This is a genomic window from Citrobacter sp. Cu233 (assembly GCF_030332225.1).
Classification (GTDB): Bacteria; Pseudomonadota; Gammaproteobacteria; order Enterobacterales; family Enterobacteriaceae; genus Citrobacter.
The window spans coordinates 18,874-35,027 of record NZ_JAOWIF010000030.1 but is presented as its reverse complement, the minus strand read 5'-3'; the positions used below and the strand labels follow the sequence as shown (position 1 = coordinate 35,027).

Here is a 16,154-nt window from a genome sequence, read left to right as displayed (position 1 = left end):
CCCTGTCTAGCGACTACGTTTAGCGTGGCGCTCCCAGTTATCCCGTTTCGCCTGTACCGTTTTACGTAGCGCCACATAACATGCCCCGCTGCCGCCATGGTGCGGCAGTGCGGTGCAGAAGGCCTGCACATCATCAAACTCCGTTAACCAACGCGCGACGTAGCTACGAACGATGTTGGCATGAGAGTTATCATCACGCCCCTTACCGTGAATCACCAGGACGTTGCGCAACCCATCCTGCTGCGCCTGTAAAATAAAGCTAAATAGCATCTGGCGGCAGATTTCAACAGGCTGTCGCACAAGATTAAGGCTTGCTTGTTGCGGATATTTCCCGGTTCGCAGCTTGTCAGTCACGCCATGCTGTACCCCTTCGCGACGAAACGCCAGCGGGACGCTCAGCGGGACGATATCCAGAAAACCTGTCGAGAGAAAGTTATCCAGCTGCAGCGTATCAATACGTGCCGGAGCACGAAGATTACGCGTTGGCTGCCAGTGAACATCGGCGCATCCTTTCAGTGGTTGAACATCCCCCATGGCGTCAAGAAACAGCGATGCGTCATCAAGGTTCATGTTTCATCCTCCAGCGATTACTTGCGACGGTCATTATCATAACCGCGCACTATTATACCGACAACGGTTTACGGTTATTTCCAATAACGCACCGTTCGACATTCCGTTACCCCCACAAGTTAAGATCCGTTTTTGGGGGTATAGATGCGACTATCACTGACATGATAATGTGTAACCCCGCCTGTAATGAGAGAAACGGATGCTGAACTTACTTGAAGACATCATTGCAACGCCCCTTGGCCCGTTGTGGGTAATTTGTGATGAGCAATTTCGCCTGCGTGCGGTTGAATGGGATCAACATCGCGATCGTATGGAGCAATTGCTGGATATTCATTATCGTTCTGAGGGTTATCAGCGTATTGCTGCCAAAAACCCCGGAGGGCTAAGCGATAAGCTGGCAGAGTATTTTGCGGGAAATCTCAGCATTATAGACACGCTTGAAACCGCAACAGCGGGAACCCCTTTCCAGCGCGAGGTCTGGAAAGCGTTGCGTACTATACCCTGCGGGCAGGTCATGCATTATGGACAACTGGCTGAACAGCTGGGGCGCCCCGGTGCCGCCAGAGCCGTTGGCGCGGCTAATGGTTCCAATCCTGTCAGCATCGTCGTCCCGTGCCACCGCGTGATTGGACGGAATGGCACAATGACGGGATATGCGGGTGGCGTGCAGCGAAAAGAGTGGTTATTGCGCCATGAAGGCTATCTGCTACTCTAGAATCCAGGCAATTAATGCCTTATTCATCACACTTCTACACAATACGCCCACAAATAAAGTGCGGTTAATCATATAGATACAAACATTCAACTCGCTTATGCCTGAATTATTCTCTATTGGGAGTAGCTCAGGCTTACGTGCTCCCCAAAAAGATGTTAAAATTGACAAATATCAATTACGGCTTGAGCAGACCTATGATCCCGGAAAAGCGAATTATACGGCGCATTCAGTCTGGCGGTTGTGCTATCCATTGCCAGGATTGCAGCATCAGCCAGCTTTGCATCCCGTTCACACTTAACGAGCATGAGCTTGACCAGCTCGATAACATCATCGAGCGCAAAAAGCCTATCCAAAAGGGGCAGACGCTCTTTAAAGCAGGTGACGAACTTAAGTCACTCTATGCTATCCGTTCCGGAACGATTAAAAGCTATACCATTACCGAACAAGGCGATGAGCAAATCACCGGTTTCCACTTGGCGGGCGACCTGGTTGGTTTTGACGCGATTGGCAGCGGTCATCACCCAAGCTTTGCCCAGGCGCTGGAAACATCAATGGTATGCGAAATTCCTTTCGAAACCCTGGATGACCTGTCCGGTAAAATGCCGAACCTGCGTCAACAGATGATGCGCCTGATGAGTGGCGAAATCAAAGGCGACCAGGACATGATCCTGCTGTTGTCGAAGAAAAATGCTGAAGAGCGCCTGGCGGCCTTTATCTACAATCTGTCCCGCCGTTTTGCTCAGCGAGGCTTCTCTCCGCGCGAATTCCGTCTGACAATGACCCGTGGTGATATCGGTAATTACCTCGGTCTGACGGTTGAAACCATCAGCCGCCTGCTCGGTCGCTTCCAGAAAAGCGGTATGCTGGCGGTGAAAGGTAAATATATCACTATTGAGAATAGCGACGCGCTGGCCGTCCTTGCTGGACACACGCGTAACGTTGCGTAACCTTCTCAGTTAACCTTCTGTCAAATTGCTAAATTACCCCAATTTAATGGTTTGGCAGAAGGCACTTCTGCTCTGATCATAATTAAAAGATAAAATATTCTAAGTGTACTCAATATAAATACCCCATCATTAATGCTGTCACAATAACTACGGTTAAACACGCTTTCCGGCCTGGTAGCATAAAAAACCTCTGAGGTGATTCAATTAAATAACCAGACAATTCCATGGTCAGGCGTTTACTTCTATAAATTATCCAATATTGTCCGCCGGGATAATGGCGCAGGATAGCAGAAGTCAGCACATCAATAGCAACGGTGACAGGCACAGGAAAACGTATTTGGGTGAGCATCTTTATCGCGCCGGGTATCCCAGGCTTCCTCACCCGCATCAACAGAGGTCAACCCGTTATCCGGGCAGTTGAAACGTCCACACACCCAACCTTTTTCCGTGCAGCGCGCAAGCACAATAGAAACAACGGAAAATGGTTTAAATTGAGCGGGATGTGGGGAAAAGCTGGAGATTTCCCCAGTTTATTGATCTGGCAAGAGGTTCTCCCCTGTTTCAATCGACATTATTGGGTTACTCTTTTAAATACAAACTGCGGTGACAGTTGTAAGGAGACCCTGTATGGCTATGTATCAAAACATGCTGGTAGTCATCGATCCAAACCAGGACGATCAACCAGCATTACGGCGAGCTGTTTATTTGCATCAACGGATTGGTGGCAAAATTAAAGCCTTTTTGCCGATCTATGACTTTTCCTACGAGATGACCACCCTGCTGTCGCCGGACGAGCGTACGGCAATGCGTCAGGGGGTCATCAGCCAGCGAACGGCATGGATACGTGAACAAGCGAAATACTATATCGAAGCAGGGATCCCGCTTGATATTAAAGTGGTCTGGCACAACCGTCCCTTCGAAGCCATCATCCAGGAAGTTATCAGTGCTAAGCATGACCTGGTGCTCAAAATGGCACACCAACACGACCGCCTTGAAGCCGTGATTTTCACACCAACCGACTGGCATTTATTGCGTAAATGTCCAAGCCCGGTGTGGATGGTCAAAGATCAGCCGTGGCCGGAAGGTGGTAAAGCACTGGTGGCGGTAAACCTCGCCAGTGAAGAGGCATATCACAATGCACTCAACGAAAAACTGGTCAAGGAAACGTTGCAGCTCGCAGAACAGGTTAACCATACCGAAGTACACCTGGTGGGTGCCTATCCTGTAACGCCTATCAACATTGCGATTGAGCTACCTGAATTTGATCCCAGCGTGTACAACGACGCCATCCGTGGACAACATCTGCTGGCCATGAAGGCATTACGCCAAAAATTCAGTATTGATGAAAAAGTTACACACGTTGAAAAAGGATTGCCTGAAGAGGTCATCCCGGATTTAGCTGAGCATTTACAGGCGGGTATCGTGGTACTCGGCACCGTTGGGCGCACCGGTATATCAGCTGCGTTTCTGGGGAATACCGCAGAACAGGTTATCGACCATCTGCGTTGCGACCTGCTGGTTATCAAACCGGATCAGTACCAGACCCCGATTGAGCTGGACGACGAAGAAGACGATTAATCCTGTAGCAAAATGCCGGATGGCGATGTCATCCGGCATGACATGTACTTAGTGCTTCTCCTCGCCTCCGAGGAAATAGATACCGAGCGGAATAGCCAGCAAAATAGTAAAAACCATACTGTAAACGCAAATCATTGCGGATTGAATGGCATACATCGAGGCTGTCCAGTCGGAAAGCGGAATGTCATATTGTTCAATGACACCACCAATCGTCGCGCGCGTCACAACCGATGCCGCAATGATAAATACCCCAAGCAGACATAACAGAAACTTCCGTCCCTTCGCTGTCTTCAGCTTAGCCATGATCATAGTACCGTCCTTTTGCAGATGAAAACCGTGTTACTTTGCAGTAACAATACCATGACATCAACTCACTGTCTGCTACATACACCACGTTCAGACTTGACATGCGCACTCTTCGCCTGAAAATAACGCTGATTGTATTATTTCTCTCTCCTTTTGATTAATGATCTGACAGCCTGAACTGGGTAAAATATCCGCTAATGAAGGATGTCAGATGATATTTAGCTAACACGGAGTTACCAGGGAGAATCATGATCGCTGAACTTTTTATAAATAATGCGTTTAATTTAACGGTAATTCTCAGCAGCTGCGCAGCGTTAGTCCTGATGAGCGTCTGGTTTCATCGTAGTGAAAAACACTGCAAAGGATTCATATTCCATGCAGCACAGTTTTTTGTTTATGCCATTATCATTGGTACGTTTGGCACTATTGCGAATAACGTCATCGATAGTTATAAGCTGAAATTTATCTCCCCAAGCGTGGTCGACTTTATCTGTACCTCGCTGATTGCGTTGATCCTGACGATAAAACTCTTTCTGGTCATCAACCAGTTTGAAAAAACGCAGATTAACAAGGGCAGAGATATCACCAGTGCGAGGATCATGTCGCGCATCATTAAGATTACGATCGTCGTCGCCATCATCTTGCTGTACGGCGAGCATTTCGGCATGAGCTTGTCAGGGCTGTTAACGTTCGGCGGCATCGGCGGTATCGCTGTCGGTATGGCAGGTAAAGATATCCTGAGCAATTTTTTCTCTGGCATTATGCTCTACTTCGACAGACCGTTTAGCATCGGTGACTGGATCCGCTCTCCGGACCGAAATATCGAAGGTACGGTGACTGAAATTGGCTGGAGAATGACCAAAATAAATACCTTCGACCACCGTCCGTTATATGTGCCGAACTCAATTTTCTCTTCCATAAGTGTAGAAAACCCGGGGCGGATGAGTAATCGACGAATAAAAACGGTGATCGGGTTACGTTATGAAGATGCTGATAAAATTGGCGCAGTTGTCGAGTCGGTCAGAAAAATGCTGCAAAATCATCCCGGAATAGATCAAAAGCAAACCCTGCTGGTCTATTTTAATGAGTTTGCCGATTCATCGCTGAATATCATGGTGTATTGCTTCACGAAAACCACCGTATGGCAGGAGTGGCTTGCTGTACAACAAGATGTGTACCTGAAAATTATTACAATAGTTCAGGAAAACGGTGCTGACTTTGCGTTCCCCAGTCAGACGTTGTATATGGATAACGCCGAGGCACAACCTTCTGCCCACTAACCAAAACCAAGACGCGGATATCCGCGTCTTTTTGCATTTATTTGAGTGACGCGATATCAATGACAAAGCGGTATTTCACATCGCTTTTCAACATCCGTTGCCACGCGGTATTAATATCCTGAATATTGATAACCTCAACATCGGCAGTAATGCCATGCTGACCGCAGAAATCCATCATCTCCTGAGTTTCCGCAATCCCCCCAATGACCGAACCCGCAACGGATCTTCTACCGAGGATCAACGGAACCGTATTCAGGAACGGATCCAACGGCCCCAGATACCCAACCAGCACCAACGTTCCGCTAAGCGCCAGCGTTGGAATATACGGGTTCAGATCATGTACGTATGGAACAGTATCAATAATCAGGTCAAACTGATTCGCTGCAGTTTTCATCTGCTCGCTGTCTGTTGAAAGCACAACATGAGTGGCTCCCAGGCGTCTGGCATCAGCTTCTTTGCCTGGCGACCGCGTGAACAACGTAACTTCAGCCCCCAATGCTTTAGCAAGCTTGATCGCCATGTGTCCCAGCCCACCCAATCCAACAACAGCGACTTTACTCCCCGGCCCAACCTGCCAGTGACGTAACGGCGACCATGTGGTGATACCGGCGCACAACAACGGGGCCGCACCACGTAAGTCGATGCCTTCCGGCACCCTCACAACGAATTTCTCGGTCACGACAATCTTGTCAGAATAGCCACCGAAAGTTGGCAGGCCGTCATGACGGTCCGTATCGTTATACGTAAGGGTGTTCCCCTCTTCGCAATATTGCTCTAGACCCTGCTCGCAGGCGCTACAGTGCTGACATGAATCAACCATACACCCCACGCCGGCAAGATCGCCGACCGCGAATTTTGTTACCAATTTCCCAACATGCACTACACGGCCAATTATTTCGTGGCCGGGGACCATCGGATATGTAGCGCCACCCCAGTCATTGTAGGCACTGTGGATGTCGGAGTGACACACCCCACTGAATAAAATATCAATGACGACATCATCTTCACGCGGATCCCGGCGAACAAAATTGTGCGGGACCAGATCTTCTTTCACCGCCAGCGCGGCATAACCCTTCACATTCATGACCATTCAGATCTCCTCAGGGATAAAGTGCACCTCAACCAGCATAGCTCAGGGCAACAGGTTGTACTCGGCGTCAGCGACCGGCTCCAGCCATTCATTCGATGCGCCTGCTGCCGGGATTTCTACCGCAATATGGGCAAACCAACTATCACGAGCAGCACCGTGCCAGTGTTTCACTCCCGCCGGAATATGAACCACATCCCCCGTTTTCAGTTCTCGCGCGGGTTGATTCCACGCCTGATACCAGCCTCTGCCGCCAGTCACCAGCAGGATTTGACCGCCCTGATGATGAATATGCCAAAAATTACGGCAGCCAGGTTCAAATGCCACGTTACCAATCACCACGCCTTCCATTGAAAGCATGGTCAGATAACTGGTCCCGGTGAAATACTTTGCGTAGGCTTCATTTTTCTCTCCCCGGGGAAAGACGCTGTTGCCATCAAATTGTTTGTTCATCGTGACGCCTGCAGGGGTATTAACTGACTGTATTCCTGAAACACATTCATCAAGAACTGTACGGGCATTTTCCGCAATCTCAGCACCACAGTGCTGCTCAAGTAGCGTAATAAACTCGACAAGTTGCTCAGGGCGGAACCCAACATTCAGGCTGATCGCAAAGTGACTTTTCAGTTGGCTGTTCACGCCGCTCAGTACGGCTAACGCAGAGACGGTTGCCAGTTCACGGGTCGGCCAGTCCAGCACATCACGCTGAAAAATATCGCCAAACAGATGCGCTTTAAGCCAGGTATCAATGGCAGGGGCAAAATCAAATAACGGTCCGCTAACCGGCTGTCCAACCAGTTGGGTTTGCGTTTGGCTTCCCGCCAGCAGGCTGTTCCAGTCAGCGGGTTGCGGCGTAGCGGAGTCCCCTTCTGGATCCACAATCCCTTTTTGTTTACGGCCATTCACTACCGACATCAAGCACGACAGGCCATTCAGACTACGGGGAAAACCACAGTAAGCGTAAAGCTGCTGTAAAATCTCTTTCACTTCATTCAGGGTTAGCCCTGCATCTAACCTTGCATTAAGCGCGGCCTCCAGCTTATCTATCTGTCCTGTGGCGGTGAAAGCTGCAATGGGGACGACTGCCAGCTGTCTGGCATTCAAATGATTTGACATGTTCGATTCTCCGGACAGGCGACTGTCTCTGCCGCCAGATGCTGAAAACGACAAAATTATAGAGGCTCAGCGTATCGACGATTAGAGGGTTAAATAAGGACAAACTTATGAGGACAAGTCATGAATAGCGCTGCGGCAAGTGCTACTCACCAACGGGGAAATCCGTTGATGCCGCAAGCGCATGCTGGGTCTCAAAGTCAGCGACGCGTTGACGCAGCACCGAGAGCGTACTTAGCAGCGCCTGCGAACCCAGAACCATACGCAATGGCGCAGGAATAAGGTCGGCGCTGGCAATGATTTGCGCTGCCATACGCGCCGGATCGCCAGGCGCAAGCCCATTCACAGGATCAAGCATTTTCAGAAAACTGTGCGCAGGTGTCGCGTCATATTCCGGCATCAGTGTGGCAATCTGGGCACTACCATAACGGAATTCAGTCCGTGCGCCGCCGGGTTCAACAATCGTCATTCCGATATCAAACGCAGCAACTTCCTGGGCAACCGACTCGACAAATCCTTCAATACCCCATTTAGTCGCGTGATACAGGGAGTTTCCGGCAAATGCGACCTGTCCGCCATAAGAGGAGATCTGGATGATACGTCCACCGCCTTGTTTTCGCATATGTGGCAACGCACAGCGGATTAACTGAATTGATCCCAACAGATTTGTCTCAAGCATCTGGCGGACCTGATCGTCACTCAATTCCTCCGCAGCACCAAACAAGCCGTATCCCGCATTACTGATGACCGCATCAACTCGTCCATAGCGCTGCCAGGCACTATCCACTGTGTGGCGCAGTGCAGTACTATCCGTCACATCCACTTGCGGTGCATCAAATGTCACGGGCCAGCGACTCAGGAGATCGCTAACTTTAGCGCGATCGCGTACGGTTCCCACCACGCGTTCACCACGTTCAAGAAGTTGCTGCGCCATCTCGCGACCAAACCCACTGCTGACGCCGGTGATTAGCCATGTACGTTGCACCATATCCTCTCCTGTTCATTGTGTTTAGTGTTATGCATCCGGGGTATTACGCCCCCCTGAATCTCAATGAAGATAATTATTACGCCATAATTATCACTCGTATATGAACCATTTATGCTTTCAGAATTCCAGATATTGATATAATGACGAAATAATCTTCCCGTAAAAGTGCCCCCGGTATGCTGGATAAACTCGACACATTAAAGATATTTTGTACGGCAGCCGAAACGCTGAAGTTCAGAGAGGCTGCCGCAACTCTCGGCCTGGCCCCCCAACAAATCACTCGAGGTATTGCTGAGCTGGAACAAAGTCTTGGAGAAATGTTGTTTCTGCGCAATACACGGCAGATGAAGTTGACGCCTTTTGGTCAGCAGTTCTGGCCAAAAGCAGAGCGTCTGCTGGCAGAAAGCGAAGCGCTATTCTCAGAAGGTAAACGTCACAACCCGCAGGAGATAGCGGGCAAAGTACGTATTACCCTCCCCCCGCTATTCGAAAACGGTGAGATTATTCGCCAGTTGCTGCACGGCCTCGCCGGTTATCCGGAAATCAGCATCGAGTGGCACAATACCGGCAGACATCTGAATATTATTGACGAGCAGATCGACATGGGTATTCGTATTGGCACCGTCCCGGATAACCGTTATATCGTTAAAACAATCTGCCCGGTAGGTGTCAATATCGTTGCATCGCCCCACTTAGTTGAAAAAATGGGCAAGCCAAAGAACCGCCAGGATTTGCAACATAACTACCCGCTCAGTGCCCTGACCAACAGTAATTCAGGGCGCGTCTGGCCATGGCAGTTTGCCGATGGCAACAGTTTCTTTCCGGCAAACCCGGTGTTTATCGCTTCCGATATTGAGAGCGAACTGGCCGCCACCCTGGCGGGAAGAACGGTTGGGCAGTTGGCAGATATCTCTGCCCGGCCTTATTTGCAAAATGGTGAACTGGTTAACCTGCTGCCAGAACTTAACTATCAGCCCTGGCAACTCTATATTTTTCGGCCACATCTCCCGCTGCTACCGGCCAGAGTAAGGCTGGTATTTGAACTTCTAACACAGATCCTGCGCGGGCAGTTTTGTCATCCGGCCTAATCTACGTATTACGCTACAATCTCGATTAAATTACCGTCGGGGTCCTGAATTACGGCCTCGTAATACCCGTCACCGGTGGTTCGTGGTCCGGAGACCAGAATGCCCTGCTCTTTTGCGCGTATCGCCAGAGCATCAACATGCCCCGTACCACCGACAGAGATAGCAAGATGCACCCACCCTGAAGTGTTATTGTCAGGTACAGGGTGGGTCAGCCCCGGTTTGGTCATTAACTCAATCGCAATGTCCTCACCAATGTTGACGAAATAAGATTCAAACCCGGGATTGGTTTTGCTGCAGTATTTTTCGTTTATCACACCATCAAAAAACGACACCCAGAACCGGGCTTGTCGCTCAAGATCCCGGGTCCATAACGCCATGTGTGCAATTTTCATCGCAATCCTCTAATCGTTTTATTCTGAACAGTACGCCCCCGCTAAGGGATATTGACATCCTGCATTATAATGCACGATTATGCACGTTATTGCTCGATGTTTATTTTTATGGAGTTATCATGCTCGATTACGCTGCATTCCCGGATCAACGCCAGGCGCTTATCTATCAGATCCTGCAGGAAAACGGCAGAGTGATCTGTACTGAACTGGCCGCCCGTTTGGGGGTGTCAGAACATACAATCCGCCGTGATTTACATGAGTTGTGTAAAGAAGGTGTATGCAAGAAAGTCTATGGCGGAGCTGTAATTTCACTACCAGAGTCAGCTGACATCGCAGTACGCAAGAATATTAATACAGCGAAAAAGAGCAGCATCGCGCAAAGATGCGCCCGGCTAGTGAAATCCGGTAGCTGTATTTTTATCGACACAGGAACAACCAACCTGGCAATGGCTGAAGCCCTTCCCGCTGAGCTGGCATTAACCGCCGTGACAAATTCACCTGATATTGCCGCCGTACTGCTGAAAAAACCGCTATTCGAGGTCATCATGTTAGGTGGGCCAGTGCAGCGATCGTCCGGTGGGTGCGTAGGTCCGACTGCCATTGCCCAGGTACAGGATATTTTATTTGATCAAGGTTTTATTGGTGGTTGTGCAATGGCACCGGAGTCCGGACTAACCGGGTTTGATTACGCCGATTGTGAGTTTAAAAAAGCAGTAATTAAGCAGTGTAACGAAACTATCGTCGCACTGACTGCGGATAAGATCCCTGCCGTCGCACGTTATGTTGTCACCGCCAGCAGTAATATTGATGTCATTGTCGTGGAGGAAAACATCAGCAAACAGTATGGCACCGCTTTTCAGGCGCATGACATCCGCATTTACACCGTATAACGGTGGCGCAGTCCTTTTACGTACAGATTCAACGGAATATCACGGTGCTAAAAGTGGCACCAGCCGTCAATGGGGTAATGGCTGACAGATAGTCCAGGCGAATTCTGTGATGGTGTTCATGGCACTCCACAAGCAAGAATTCCTCTTTGTCTGCTGTGGTACATGTCGTCACAGCCCTGGCATCAAAGTGTTCCCCGGTGGTCAGTTCAATGCGCAGCAAATAGTGATAAAGACAGGCAATCTCCAGATAGTCATGCAGATCGCAATCTACGGGATGGTACTTTTCTGCAGCACACATAAATGCCCCCTTTCCAATGTCCACGCCGGTTCGGGAAATAGCTCACGCGACTTCCCGAACATGCGCCGCTATTTCAGCGCTTCAATAGGTGCGCCAAAGTTGATATGCAACACATTGCCGTCGATCACCAGTGCAGGAACAGACTTCACTCCGATTCGCTCCGCCTCTGCAACACGATCAGGTTGTTCTCCCAAATGAATAACGTCGATTTCCACATCGCGGGACAGATACTGCAGCAGTGTTTCTTCTGCGGAAACGCAAACCGGGCAACCAGCATGATAAAAACGGGCTTTGGTCATGATATATCTCCTTTAAATTATAGTATCGATTCGATACTATAATTTATGCTACGCCAGTTTTATGCTTTGTCAATATAGTTTTTAGTCGATACTATATGTCGAGGAGGATTTTGTTATGCATGACATGTCACTTTTTGACGTACTGGACCGGCTGTCTGGTCTGACGCGGATGTGGTTTCGCCAGCATCCTTTACTGGCGGATCTTCAGCCAGTACAGCTCAGTGCGTTGATGTATCTCGCACGCTGTAATCGCTACTCCAATACGCCTCTCGCCGTGACGGACTACCTCGGCCTCACCAAAGGAACGGTGTCACAATCGCTAAAGTTGTTGGAATCAAAAGGACTGGTGGTACGAACGCAGGATGACAGGGATAAGCGTAGCGTTCATCTGCAGCTCACCGAGTCGGCCAAAAATCTGCTGGATGCCCTACTTCCCCCCTCATTTTTGGTGGCGGGAGAATCTGCGATGGGTGAACGCGCGGGTTTACTCAAGGAGCTACTTTTCGAACTGCTGCGAGACATTCAGCGCACCAGTAATGTGCCGGGATTTGGTCTTTGCCAGAGCTGCCGGTTCCACCAAAAAGTAAATGGTCGAGGTTTTTGTGATTTAACGAAAGAACCGCTGAGCGAGGATGACTCGACGTTAATTTGTCGGGAGCATCAGCCCCCGGACGTATAATCTTCTCTGATGAGTGTCTTCAATGTGGTCGGGTTGCCGCTTTCCAGGATAACCACTCGCGCCAGGCATTTGACGCGTCGACATCATGGTAACCGAGTTCCTACGCCATATCGTCAACATTTCTGCGGATTACGTATGTTGCAGGTGGTTCAGATCCCTTAGCATCCGCTTGAGGCATTTGATTTTATTCTTATCGCGTATTGCCGCTGAAAACTTACTGAGCTGAAAAAATGTTTTGTCACCAAAACCATCAATGACTTTAAAGCAATATTCCTGGCGCGCGGCATCCCAGGCGTAGACGATGTTTTTACAATGTAGGGAGTTAATAATGACACCGGTACTGACAAACCACGCTAAAAAAACATTCAACTTCTGCAATTTGCTGGCATCAAGTTCTTTGTTCAGAGCAAGTTGATAAAGAGTTTGAGCAATGTGGCCATGCTCATCACACTCCTTCACAGTGAGTTGTCCTATGCCCTTATTTGTTTCAACCAGTCCTTCAATTTTTTGCATATAAAATGCGTCGGTTTGGTGACTCAACTTACATTCTTTGATGTCCCGGTAGACCTCACGTAGCTTGCTTTTATACTTCGCGATGCCTGGAATCACGATTTTAACCAGCAGTTTACAATCCTGTGGATGCTGGAAGACGTAGCGATCGTTACCTCGTGCCAGTAAGTCTTCATCTTTCAATATAAGTACTTGCTTCATAATGTTTTTTTATTTTTACCCTACGTGAAATGGAGTTGCCTCAACGAAGAGTTGCCTCAGCCAAAAAATATTGTGTATCTATCTATTTCAATAGTTGTTAAACAGATTGCAAATTCACCCAATAAACAACGTTTGTTGTGACGCACTGAAGCAAAGTAACAGTGGGATGAGCAGCAGATTGAACGTCTGGAGATACTGTTGGAGGAGCTTTATTTTTTGATGTTGTTAACGAAGGTAAACAGAGGAAGGTATTCAACTGAGCGTCATTTACCGTGACCTATGGGGCTGCCGCCAGAGGCCGCGCGCGAATGGATGAAGCTGGATGTTGGAGGGAAAGAAGCCGAGGAGATTGCAGACGATGGTTTCGTGCCAGCAGCAAAATTGATATGACAGGTCGTAACACATACAGGCAAGAATATAAAAATCAGAGAACCAAACTAAATTGCGTCAGATAACCAGATGAAACACGGCAAGGAAAAGTCTCTATGGATATATTTCATACTAATTCACGACTATAATCGTTACCTGCATTCTCTCCGTCGTGCGCCAGGAAACGACACCCGGACAATTAAAATGGATCTCCTGCACGACCCTAATTTATCGTTTAGATGCCGGGCATCGTTTGTACAAGGTAAGGTTAAGGTACCTATGATTCAGGCGGAAACACTCTGCCGGCGCAGATGCCTGATCCCCAAAAGCATTGGTCCCAGAAGCGCAAAAGAGACAACCAGAATAATCAGTTCAGGAAGCCAGAATGTAGAAATAAATATTAATACTATAATTTCCCAGTTATGCAATTTTCCCGGTTGTTCATATGTCATCAGGACATACAATGTTGCAAAAAGACACAAAACGAAAAGCGCGTAACAGATAGTAATCAAAAACATCCATAATCCTTTGTTTATAAGCGAGTAACTGCACTTACAAGTCAGAGCATGTCAACCATGCGAAATATACAGCTTTTCCCTGCTGTTTAGCAATATAATGCAGGCCCCTGAAACACCAGGAAATACCCTCCCCCCAGAGAAGAGACAGGTTAAAGTATATGTCTGGCACAGATACTAACGTTACGATAGCTGGGGTCCGGTTAAGCTACAATGCCGATTACATAAGGTTTCCCCGGAGAGAAACCCGTTTATTCAACAGACAATGGCACCACTGTAGATAGTAGAAATCTCTTGCAAAGTGCCAACAAAATTAATTCTAACCCACATGCAATCCATATTATTTTTCACACCTGCAAATAACCGCAATCACAATCTGATAACCCGACCAGATACCAATAGTGACTTAATTAGACTGAAGTCTAACCACAGACATAAACACATGACATAATATTAACAAGCGTTGATTTATTGCAATGATGACAATCATCATTAATTTCAGGACTACGAACCATGACATTTTCGAGTACTTTGTTCATCAGTTGACGTATCTTAAATGCTATGGACTGGGCGGCACGATCTCTTTTCCCTTCAAATATGACATGTTGCTGCTAATGAGGTTAATACTGGATATCCGGAGATGCTGGCGCTGAAGTCAGCGCCAGTCCTGGTTTTTGAAGTGGTTAACGAAGGTTAACAGGAGAAGGTACGCAACTAGTGTTTCACAATATACATAGTGCGACTGTATGCCACATCTTCCGGATTGGTAATCGGATACCCCTTCAGCCACGGTTTAATTAAACGCCCGTTGGTGTACTGATAAATCGGCGCAATAGGCGCCTGTTCCATCAGGATCTTTTCTGCTGCGTTATAATCAGCGTTCCGTGCTTTCTCTGTATTTTCCAGCGTCGCCTGAGTCAACACTTTATCGTATGCCGGATTGTTAAAGCGGGAAATATTTCCCGTATGGGTCGAAGTTAATAACGACAGGAATGTGGATGGCTCGTTGTAATCTCCTACCCAGGATGCGCGGATCACATCAAAATTACCGGTATTACGGCTATCAATGTACGTTTTCCATTCCTGGTTCTGTAATTTCACATCCACACCAAGATTTTTCTTCCACATGGAAGCCACAGCAATAGCAATCTTCTGATGATTTTCAGACGTGTTATACAACAACGTCAATTTCAGTGGTTTCTGAGGACCATAACCGGCCGCACGCAGCAGCGTTTTCGCCTGAGCGTTAAGCTCTTCCTGACTCATTTGTTCAAACGGAGAAGGTTCCGGGATAAATCCAGCCGTCACATCAGGCGTAAAATGCCATGCGGGTTTTTCTCCAGTCCCCAATACTTTCTCCGCCATCAGACGGCGATCGATAGTCATACTGAGCGCCAGACGCACGCGTGAATCGGCAGTCGGCCCTTTTTGCGTGTTAAACGCATAGTAATAGGTACCAAGCTGCGGCGGCGTATAAACCTGGCCAGGAATATCCTTCAATAGCTTCTGATACATATTTTTCGGGAAGGACTCAGTAATATCAATATCGCCAGCAAGATAGCGTTTGGTCGCGGCAGATTCCTGGTTAATCGGCAGGAAAGTCACTTTTTGCAGCACTGTTTTGCCGTTGTCCCAATAATGTGTGTTCGGCACAACTTCCAGTTTCTCATTAACCACACGGTCTTTCAGCACATAGGCACCGTTACCGATAAGGTTGCCTGGCTTCGTCCACTCTTTACCGCTTTCGACATTGGCTTTTTGAACGGGATAAAACGCAAAGCTCGCTGTCAGGTTGGCAAACCAGGGTAGCGGTTTGTCCAACTGTACTTTGAAGGTATGCGCATCCACCGCGCTGACACCCAACTTATCGGGCGCGGCTTTGCCATCGATGATCGCCTGGGCATTGTTGATCCCCGCAAGCGCGGCAAACCAGGCAAAAGGCGATAGTGTTTTCGGGTCCACCAGACGCTGCCAACTGTAGACAAAATCCTGTGCTGTTACCGGCGTACCATCGGCCCATTGAGCATTATCGCGCAGCGTAAACGTCCAGATGCGGTTATCATTACTCTTCCACTGTGTGGCAACACCGGGAATAATCTCACCCTTGTCATTCTGATTGACCAGCCCTTCGAATAAATCGCGAATAACCTGAATTTCTGGAAGCCCCACGGCTTTTGCCGGATCGAGTGACGCTGGCTCATCTTTTATATGACGCACCAGTTCTTGCTTTTCTGCCAGTACCGTCCCGCTGGGAACATCCGCAGCATAAGATAAAGAAATGCTGCTAACCAACAGCGCACAACAGGTTACTGAAACAGAATGCCTCATA

Annotated in this window: 18 protein-coding genes and 2 pseudogenes; 8 read left to right on the top strand and 12 right to left on the bottom strand. The window is 48.4% G+C overall.

Going from position 1 to position 16,154, the window contains the following annotated elements; genetic code table 11:
- Positions 1-6: 6 nt before the first annotated feature.
- Positions 7-570, bottom strand: a complete 564-nt coding sequence (gene smrA / locus OGX95_RS06275) for a DNA endonuclease SmrA (protein WP_286628781.1) — start codon at positions 568-570, stop codon at positions 7-9.
- Between the two features lie 199 nt (positions 571-769).
- Between smrA and ogt the strand changes: the two genes are divergently transcribed.
- Positions 770-1,285, top strand: a complete 516-nt coding sequence (gene ogt / locus OGX95_RS06270; RefSeq protein ID WP_271441976.1) for a methylated-DNA--[protein]-cysteine S-methyltransferase — start codon at positions 770-772, stop codon at positions 1,283-1,285.
- Between the two features lie 194 nt (positions 1,286-1,479).
- Positions 1,480-2,232 carry a fumarate/nitrate reduction transcriptional regulator Fnr gene (gene fnr / locus OGX95_RS06265; protein ID WP_003020397.1) on the top strand — a complete coding sequence of 251 codons (753 nt, stop codon included), beginning with the start codon at positions 1,480-1,482 and terminating at the stop codon, positions 2,230-2,232.
- A 109-nt stretch (positions 2,233-2,341) separates the two neighbouring features.
- On the opposite strand, the gene OGX95_RS06260 is transcribed toward fnr, so the two are convergent.
- Positions 2,342-2,581 (bottom strand): hypothetical protein, encoded by a 240-nt coding sequence (locus tag OGX95_RS06260; protein WP_286628779.1) that lies wholly within the window; start codon positions 2,579-2,581, stop codon positions 2,342-2,344.
- 278 nt (positions 2,582-2,859) lie between these two features.
- On the opposite strand from OGX95_RS06260, the gene uspE reads away from it, so the two are divergent.
- Positions 2,860-3,810, top strand: a complete 951-nt coding sequence (gene uspE, locus OGX95_RS06255; RefSeq protein WP_286628778.1) for a universal stress protein UspE — start codon at positions 2,860-2,862, stop codon at positions 3,808-3,810.
- A gap of 48 nt (positions 3,811-3,858) precedes the next feature.
- Here the strand turns inward: uspE and OGX95_RS06250 are convergent, their stop codons facing one another.
- Positions 3,859-4,119, bottom strand: coding sequence for a DUF2534 family protein (locus OGX95_RS06250; RefSeq protein WP_048211538.1), 261 nt, complete (start codon positions 4,117-4,119; stop codon positions 3,859-3,861).
- Between the two features lie 245 nt (positions 4,120-4,364).
- On the opposite strand from OGX95_RS06250, the gene OGX95_RS06245 reads away from it, so the two are divergent.
- On the top strand, positions 4,365-5,396 hold the full coding sequence (locus tag OGX95_RS06245) for a mechanosensitive ion channel family protein (protein WP_286628777.1): 1,032 nt from the start codon (positions 4,365-4,367) through the stop codon (positions 5,394-5,396).
- A gap of 37 nt (positions 5,397-5,433) precedes the next feature.
- Here the strand turns inward: OGX95_RS06245 and OGX95_RS06240 are convergent, their stop codons facing one another.
- The 4 genes and pseudogenes from OGX95_RS06240 to OGX95_RS06225 all read right to left on the bottom strand — a co-directional run bounded on the left by OGX95_RS06240 (position 5,434) and on the right by OGX95_RS06225 (position 8,584).
- Entirely contained in the window at positions 5,434-6,486 is a 1,053-nt protein-coding gene (locus tag OGX95_RS06240) for an NAD(P)-dependent alcohol dehydrogenase (protein WP_286628776.1), read from the bottom strand.
- 42 nt (positions 6,487-6,528) lie between these two features.
- Positions 6,529-6,936: a cupin domain-containing protein gene (locus OGX95_RS06235; protein ID WP_286628819.1), complete on the bottom strand. Its 408-nt coding sequence runs from the start codon at positions 6,934-6,936 to the stop codon at positions 6,529-6,531.
- A gap of 105 nt (positions 6,937-7,041) precedes the next feature.
- Positions 7,042-7,398 (bottom strand): annotated as a pseudogene (locus OGX95_RS22985) (carboxymuconolactone decarboxylase family protein); the annotation flags it as partial.
- Positions 7,399-7,741: 343 nt separating this feature from the next.
- Positions 7,742-8,584, bottom strand: a complete 843-nt coding sequence (locus tag OGX95_RS06225; protein WP_286628775.1) for an SDR family oxidoreductase — start codon at positions 8,582-8,584, stop codon at positions 7,742-7,744.
- A gap of 176 nt (positions 8,585-8,760) precedes the next feature.
- Here OGX95_RS06225 and OGX95_RS06220 point away from each other — a divergent pair, with 176 nt between their 5' ends.
- Entirely contained in the window at positions 8,761-9,672 is a 912-nt protein-coding gene (locus OGX95_RS06220) for a LysR family transcriptional regulator (RefSeq protein ID WP_286628774.1), read from the top strand.
- An 8-nt stretch (positions 9,673-9,680) separates the two neighbouring features.
- On the opposite strand, the gene OGX95_RS06215 is transcribed toward OGX95_RS06220, so the two are convergent.
- On the bottom strand, positions 9,681-10,064 hold the full coding sequence (locus OGX95_RS06215) for a VOC family protein (protein ID WP_286628772.1): 384 nt from the start codon (positions 10,062-10,064) through the stop codon (positions 9,681-9,683).
- Positions 10,065-10,183: 119 nt separating this feature from the next.
- Here OGX95_RS06215 and OGX95_RS06210 point away from each other — a divergent pair, with 119 nt between their 5' ends.
- Positions 10,184-10,954 carry a DeoR/GlpR family DNA-binding transcription regulator gene (locus tag OGX95_RS06210; protein WP_286628771.1) on the top strand — a complete coding sequence of 257 codons (771 nt, stop codon included), beginning with the start codon at positions 10,184-10,186 and terminating at the stop codon, positions 10,952-10,954.
- A 28-nt stretch (positions 10,955-10,982) separates the two neighbouring features.
- Here the strand turns inward: OGX95_RS06210 and OGX95_RS06205 are convergent, their stop codons facing one another.
- Both OGX95_RS06205 and OGX95_RS06200 read right to left on the bottom strand, forming a co-directional pair.
- Complete coding sequence (locus OGX95_RS06205; protein ID WP_040231149.1) at positions 10,983-11,252, bottom strand: Rho-binding antiterminator; 270 nt, start codon at positions 11,250-11,252, stop codon at positions 10,983-10,985.
- Positions 11,253-11,320: 68 nt separating this feature from the next.
- Positions 11,321-11,551, bottom strand: coding sequence for a glutaredoxin family protein (locus OGX95_RS06200; protein ID WP_286628769.1), 231 nt, complete (start codon positions 11,549-11,551; stop codon positions 11,321-11,323).
- Between the two features lie 115 nt (positions 11,552-11,666).
- On the opposite strand from OGX95_RS06200, the gene OGX95_RS06195 reads away from it, so the two are divergent.
- The gene (locus OGX95_RS06195) at positions 11,667-12,230 is read left to right on the top strand and encodes a MarR family winged helix-turn-helix transcriptional regulator (protein ID WP_286628767.1); all 564 of its coding nucleotides are present in this window, start codon (positions 11,667-11,669) and stop codon (positions 12,228-12,230) included.
- 129 nt (positions 12,231-12,359) lie between these two features.
- Here the strand turns inward: OGX95_RS06195 and OGX95_RS06190 are convergent, their stop codons facing one another.
- On the bottom strand, positions 12,360-12,941 hold the full coding sequence (locus tag OGX95_RS06190; RefSeq protein WP_286628765.1) for a YrbL family protein: 582 nt from the start codon (positions 12,939-12,941) through the stop codon (positions 12,360-12,362).
- A gap of 276 nt (positions 12,942-13,217) precedes the next feature.
- On the opposite strand from OGX95_RS06190, the pseudogene OGX95_RS06185 reads away from it, so the two are divergent.
- A pseudogene (locus OGX95_RS06185) lies at positions 13,218-13,328 on the top strand (SOS response-associated peptidase); the annotation flags it as partial.
- A gap of 1,211 nt (positions 13,329-14,539) precedes the next feature.
- On the opposite strand, the gene mppA reads toward OGX95_RS06185, so the two are convergent.
- Positions 14,540-16,153: a murein tripeptide ABC transporter substrate-binding protein MppA gene (gene mppA / locus OGX95_RS06180; RefSeq protein ID WP_286628763.1), complete on the bottom strand. Its 1,614-nt coding sequence runs from the start codon at positions 16,151-16,153 to the stop codon at positions 14,540-14,542.
- Position 16,154 lies beyond the last annotated feature (1 nt).

Bases quoted from the DNA above. Each gene is read 5' to 3' on its own strand.
- OGX95_RS06210 (WP_286628771.1), top strand. From the start codon at position 10,184: ATGCTCGATTACGCTGCATTCCCGGATCAACGCCAGGCGCTTATCTAT.
- OGX95_RS06200 (WP_286628769.1), bottom strand. From the start codon at position 11,551: ATGACCAAAGCCCGTTTTTATCATGCTGGTTGCCCGGTTTGCGTTTCC.
- OGX95_RS06195 (WP_286628767.1), top strand. From the start codon at position 11,667: ATGCATGACATGTCACTTTTTGACGTACTGGACCGGCTGTCTGGTCTG.
- OGX95_RS06190 (WP_286628765.1), bottom strand. From the start codon at position 12,941: ATGAAGCAAGTACTTATATTGAAAGATGAAGACTTACTGGCACGAGGT.
- uspE (WP_286628778.1), top strand. From the start codon at position 2,860: ATGGCTATGTATCAAAACATGCTGGTAGTCATCGATCCAAACCAGGAC.
- OGX95_RS06240 (WP_286628776.1), bottom strand. From the start codon at position 6,486: ATGGTCATGAATGTGAAGGGTTATGCCGCGCTGGCGGTGAAAGAAGAT.
- OGX95_RS06235 (WP_286628819.1), bottom strand. From the start codon at position 6,936: ATGAACAAACAATTTGATGGCAACAGCGTCTTTCCCCGGGGAGAGAAA.
- OGX95_RS06215 (WP_286628772.1), bottom strand. From the start codon at position 10,064: ATGAAAATTGCACACATGGCGTTATGGACCCGGGATCTTGAGCGACAA.
- OGX95_RS06205 (WP_040231149.1), bottom strand. From the start codon at position 11,252: ATGTGTGCTGCAGAAAAGTACCATCCCGTAGATTGCGATCTGCATGAC.
- OGX95_RS06220 (WP_286628774.1), top strand. From the start codon at position 8,761: ATGCTGGATAAACTCGACACATTAAAGATATTTTGTACGGCAGCCGAA.
- fnr (WP_003020397.1), top strand. From the start codon at position 1,480: ATGATCCCGGAAAAGCGAATTATACGGCGCATTCAGTCTGGCGGTTGT.
- mppA (WP_286628763.1), bottom strand. From the start codon at position 16,153: ATGAGGCATTCTGTTTCAGTAACCTGTTGTGCGCTGTTGGTTAGCAGC.
- ogt (WP_271441976.1), top strand. From the start codon at position 770: ATGCTGAACTTACTTGAAGACATCATTGCAACGCCCCTTGGCCCGTTG.
- OGX95_RS06260 (WP_286628779.1), bottom strand. From the start codon at position 2,581: ATGCTCACCCAAATACGTTTTCCTGTGCCTGTCACCGTTGCTATTGAT.
- OGX95_RS06245 (WP_286628777.1), top strand. From the start codon at position 4,365: ATGATCGCTGAACTTTTTATAAATAATGCGTTTAATTTAACGGTAATT.
- OGX95_RS06250 (WP_048211538.1), bottom strand. From the start codon at position 4,119: ATGATCATGGCTAAGCTGAAGACAGCGAAGGGACGGAAGTTTCTGTTA.
- smrA (WP_286628781.1), bottom strand. From the start codon at position 570: ATGAACCTTGATGACGCATCGCTGTTTCTTGACGCCATGGGGGATGTT.
- OGX95_RS06225 (WP_286628775.1), bottom strand. From the start codon at position 8,584: ATGGTGCAACGTACATGGCTAATCACCGGCGTCAGCAGTGGGTTTGGT.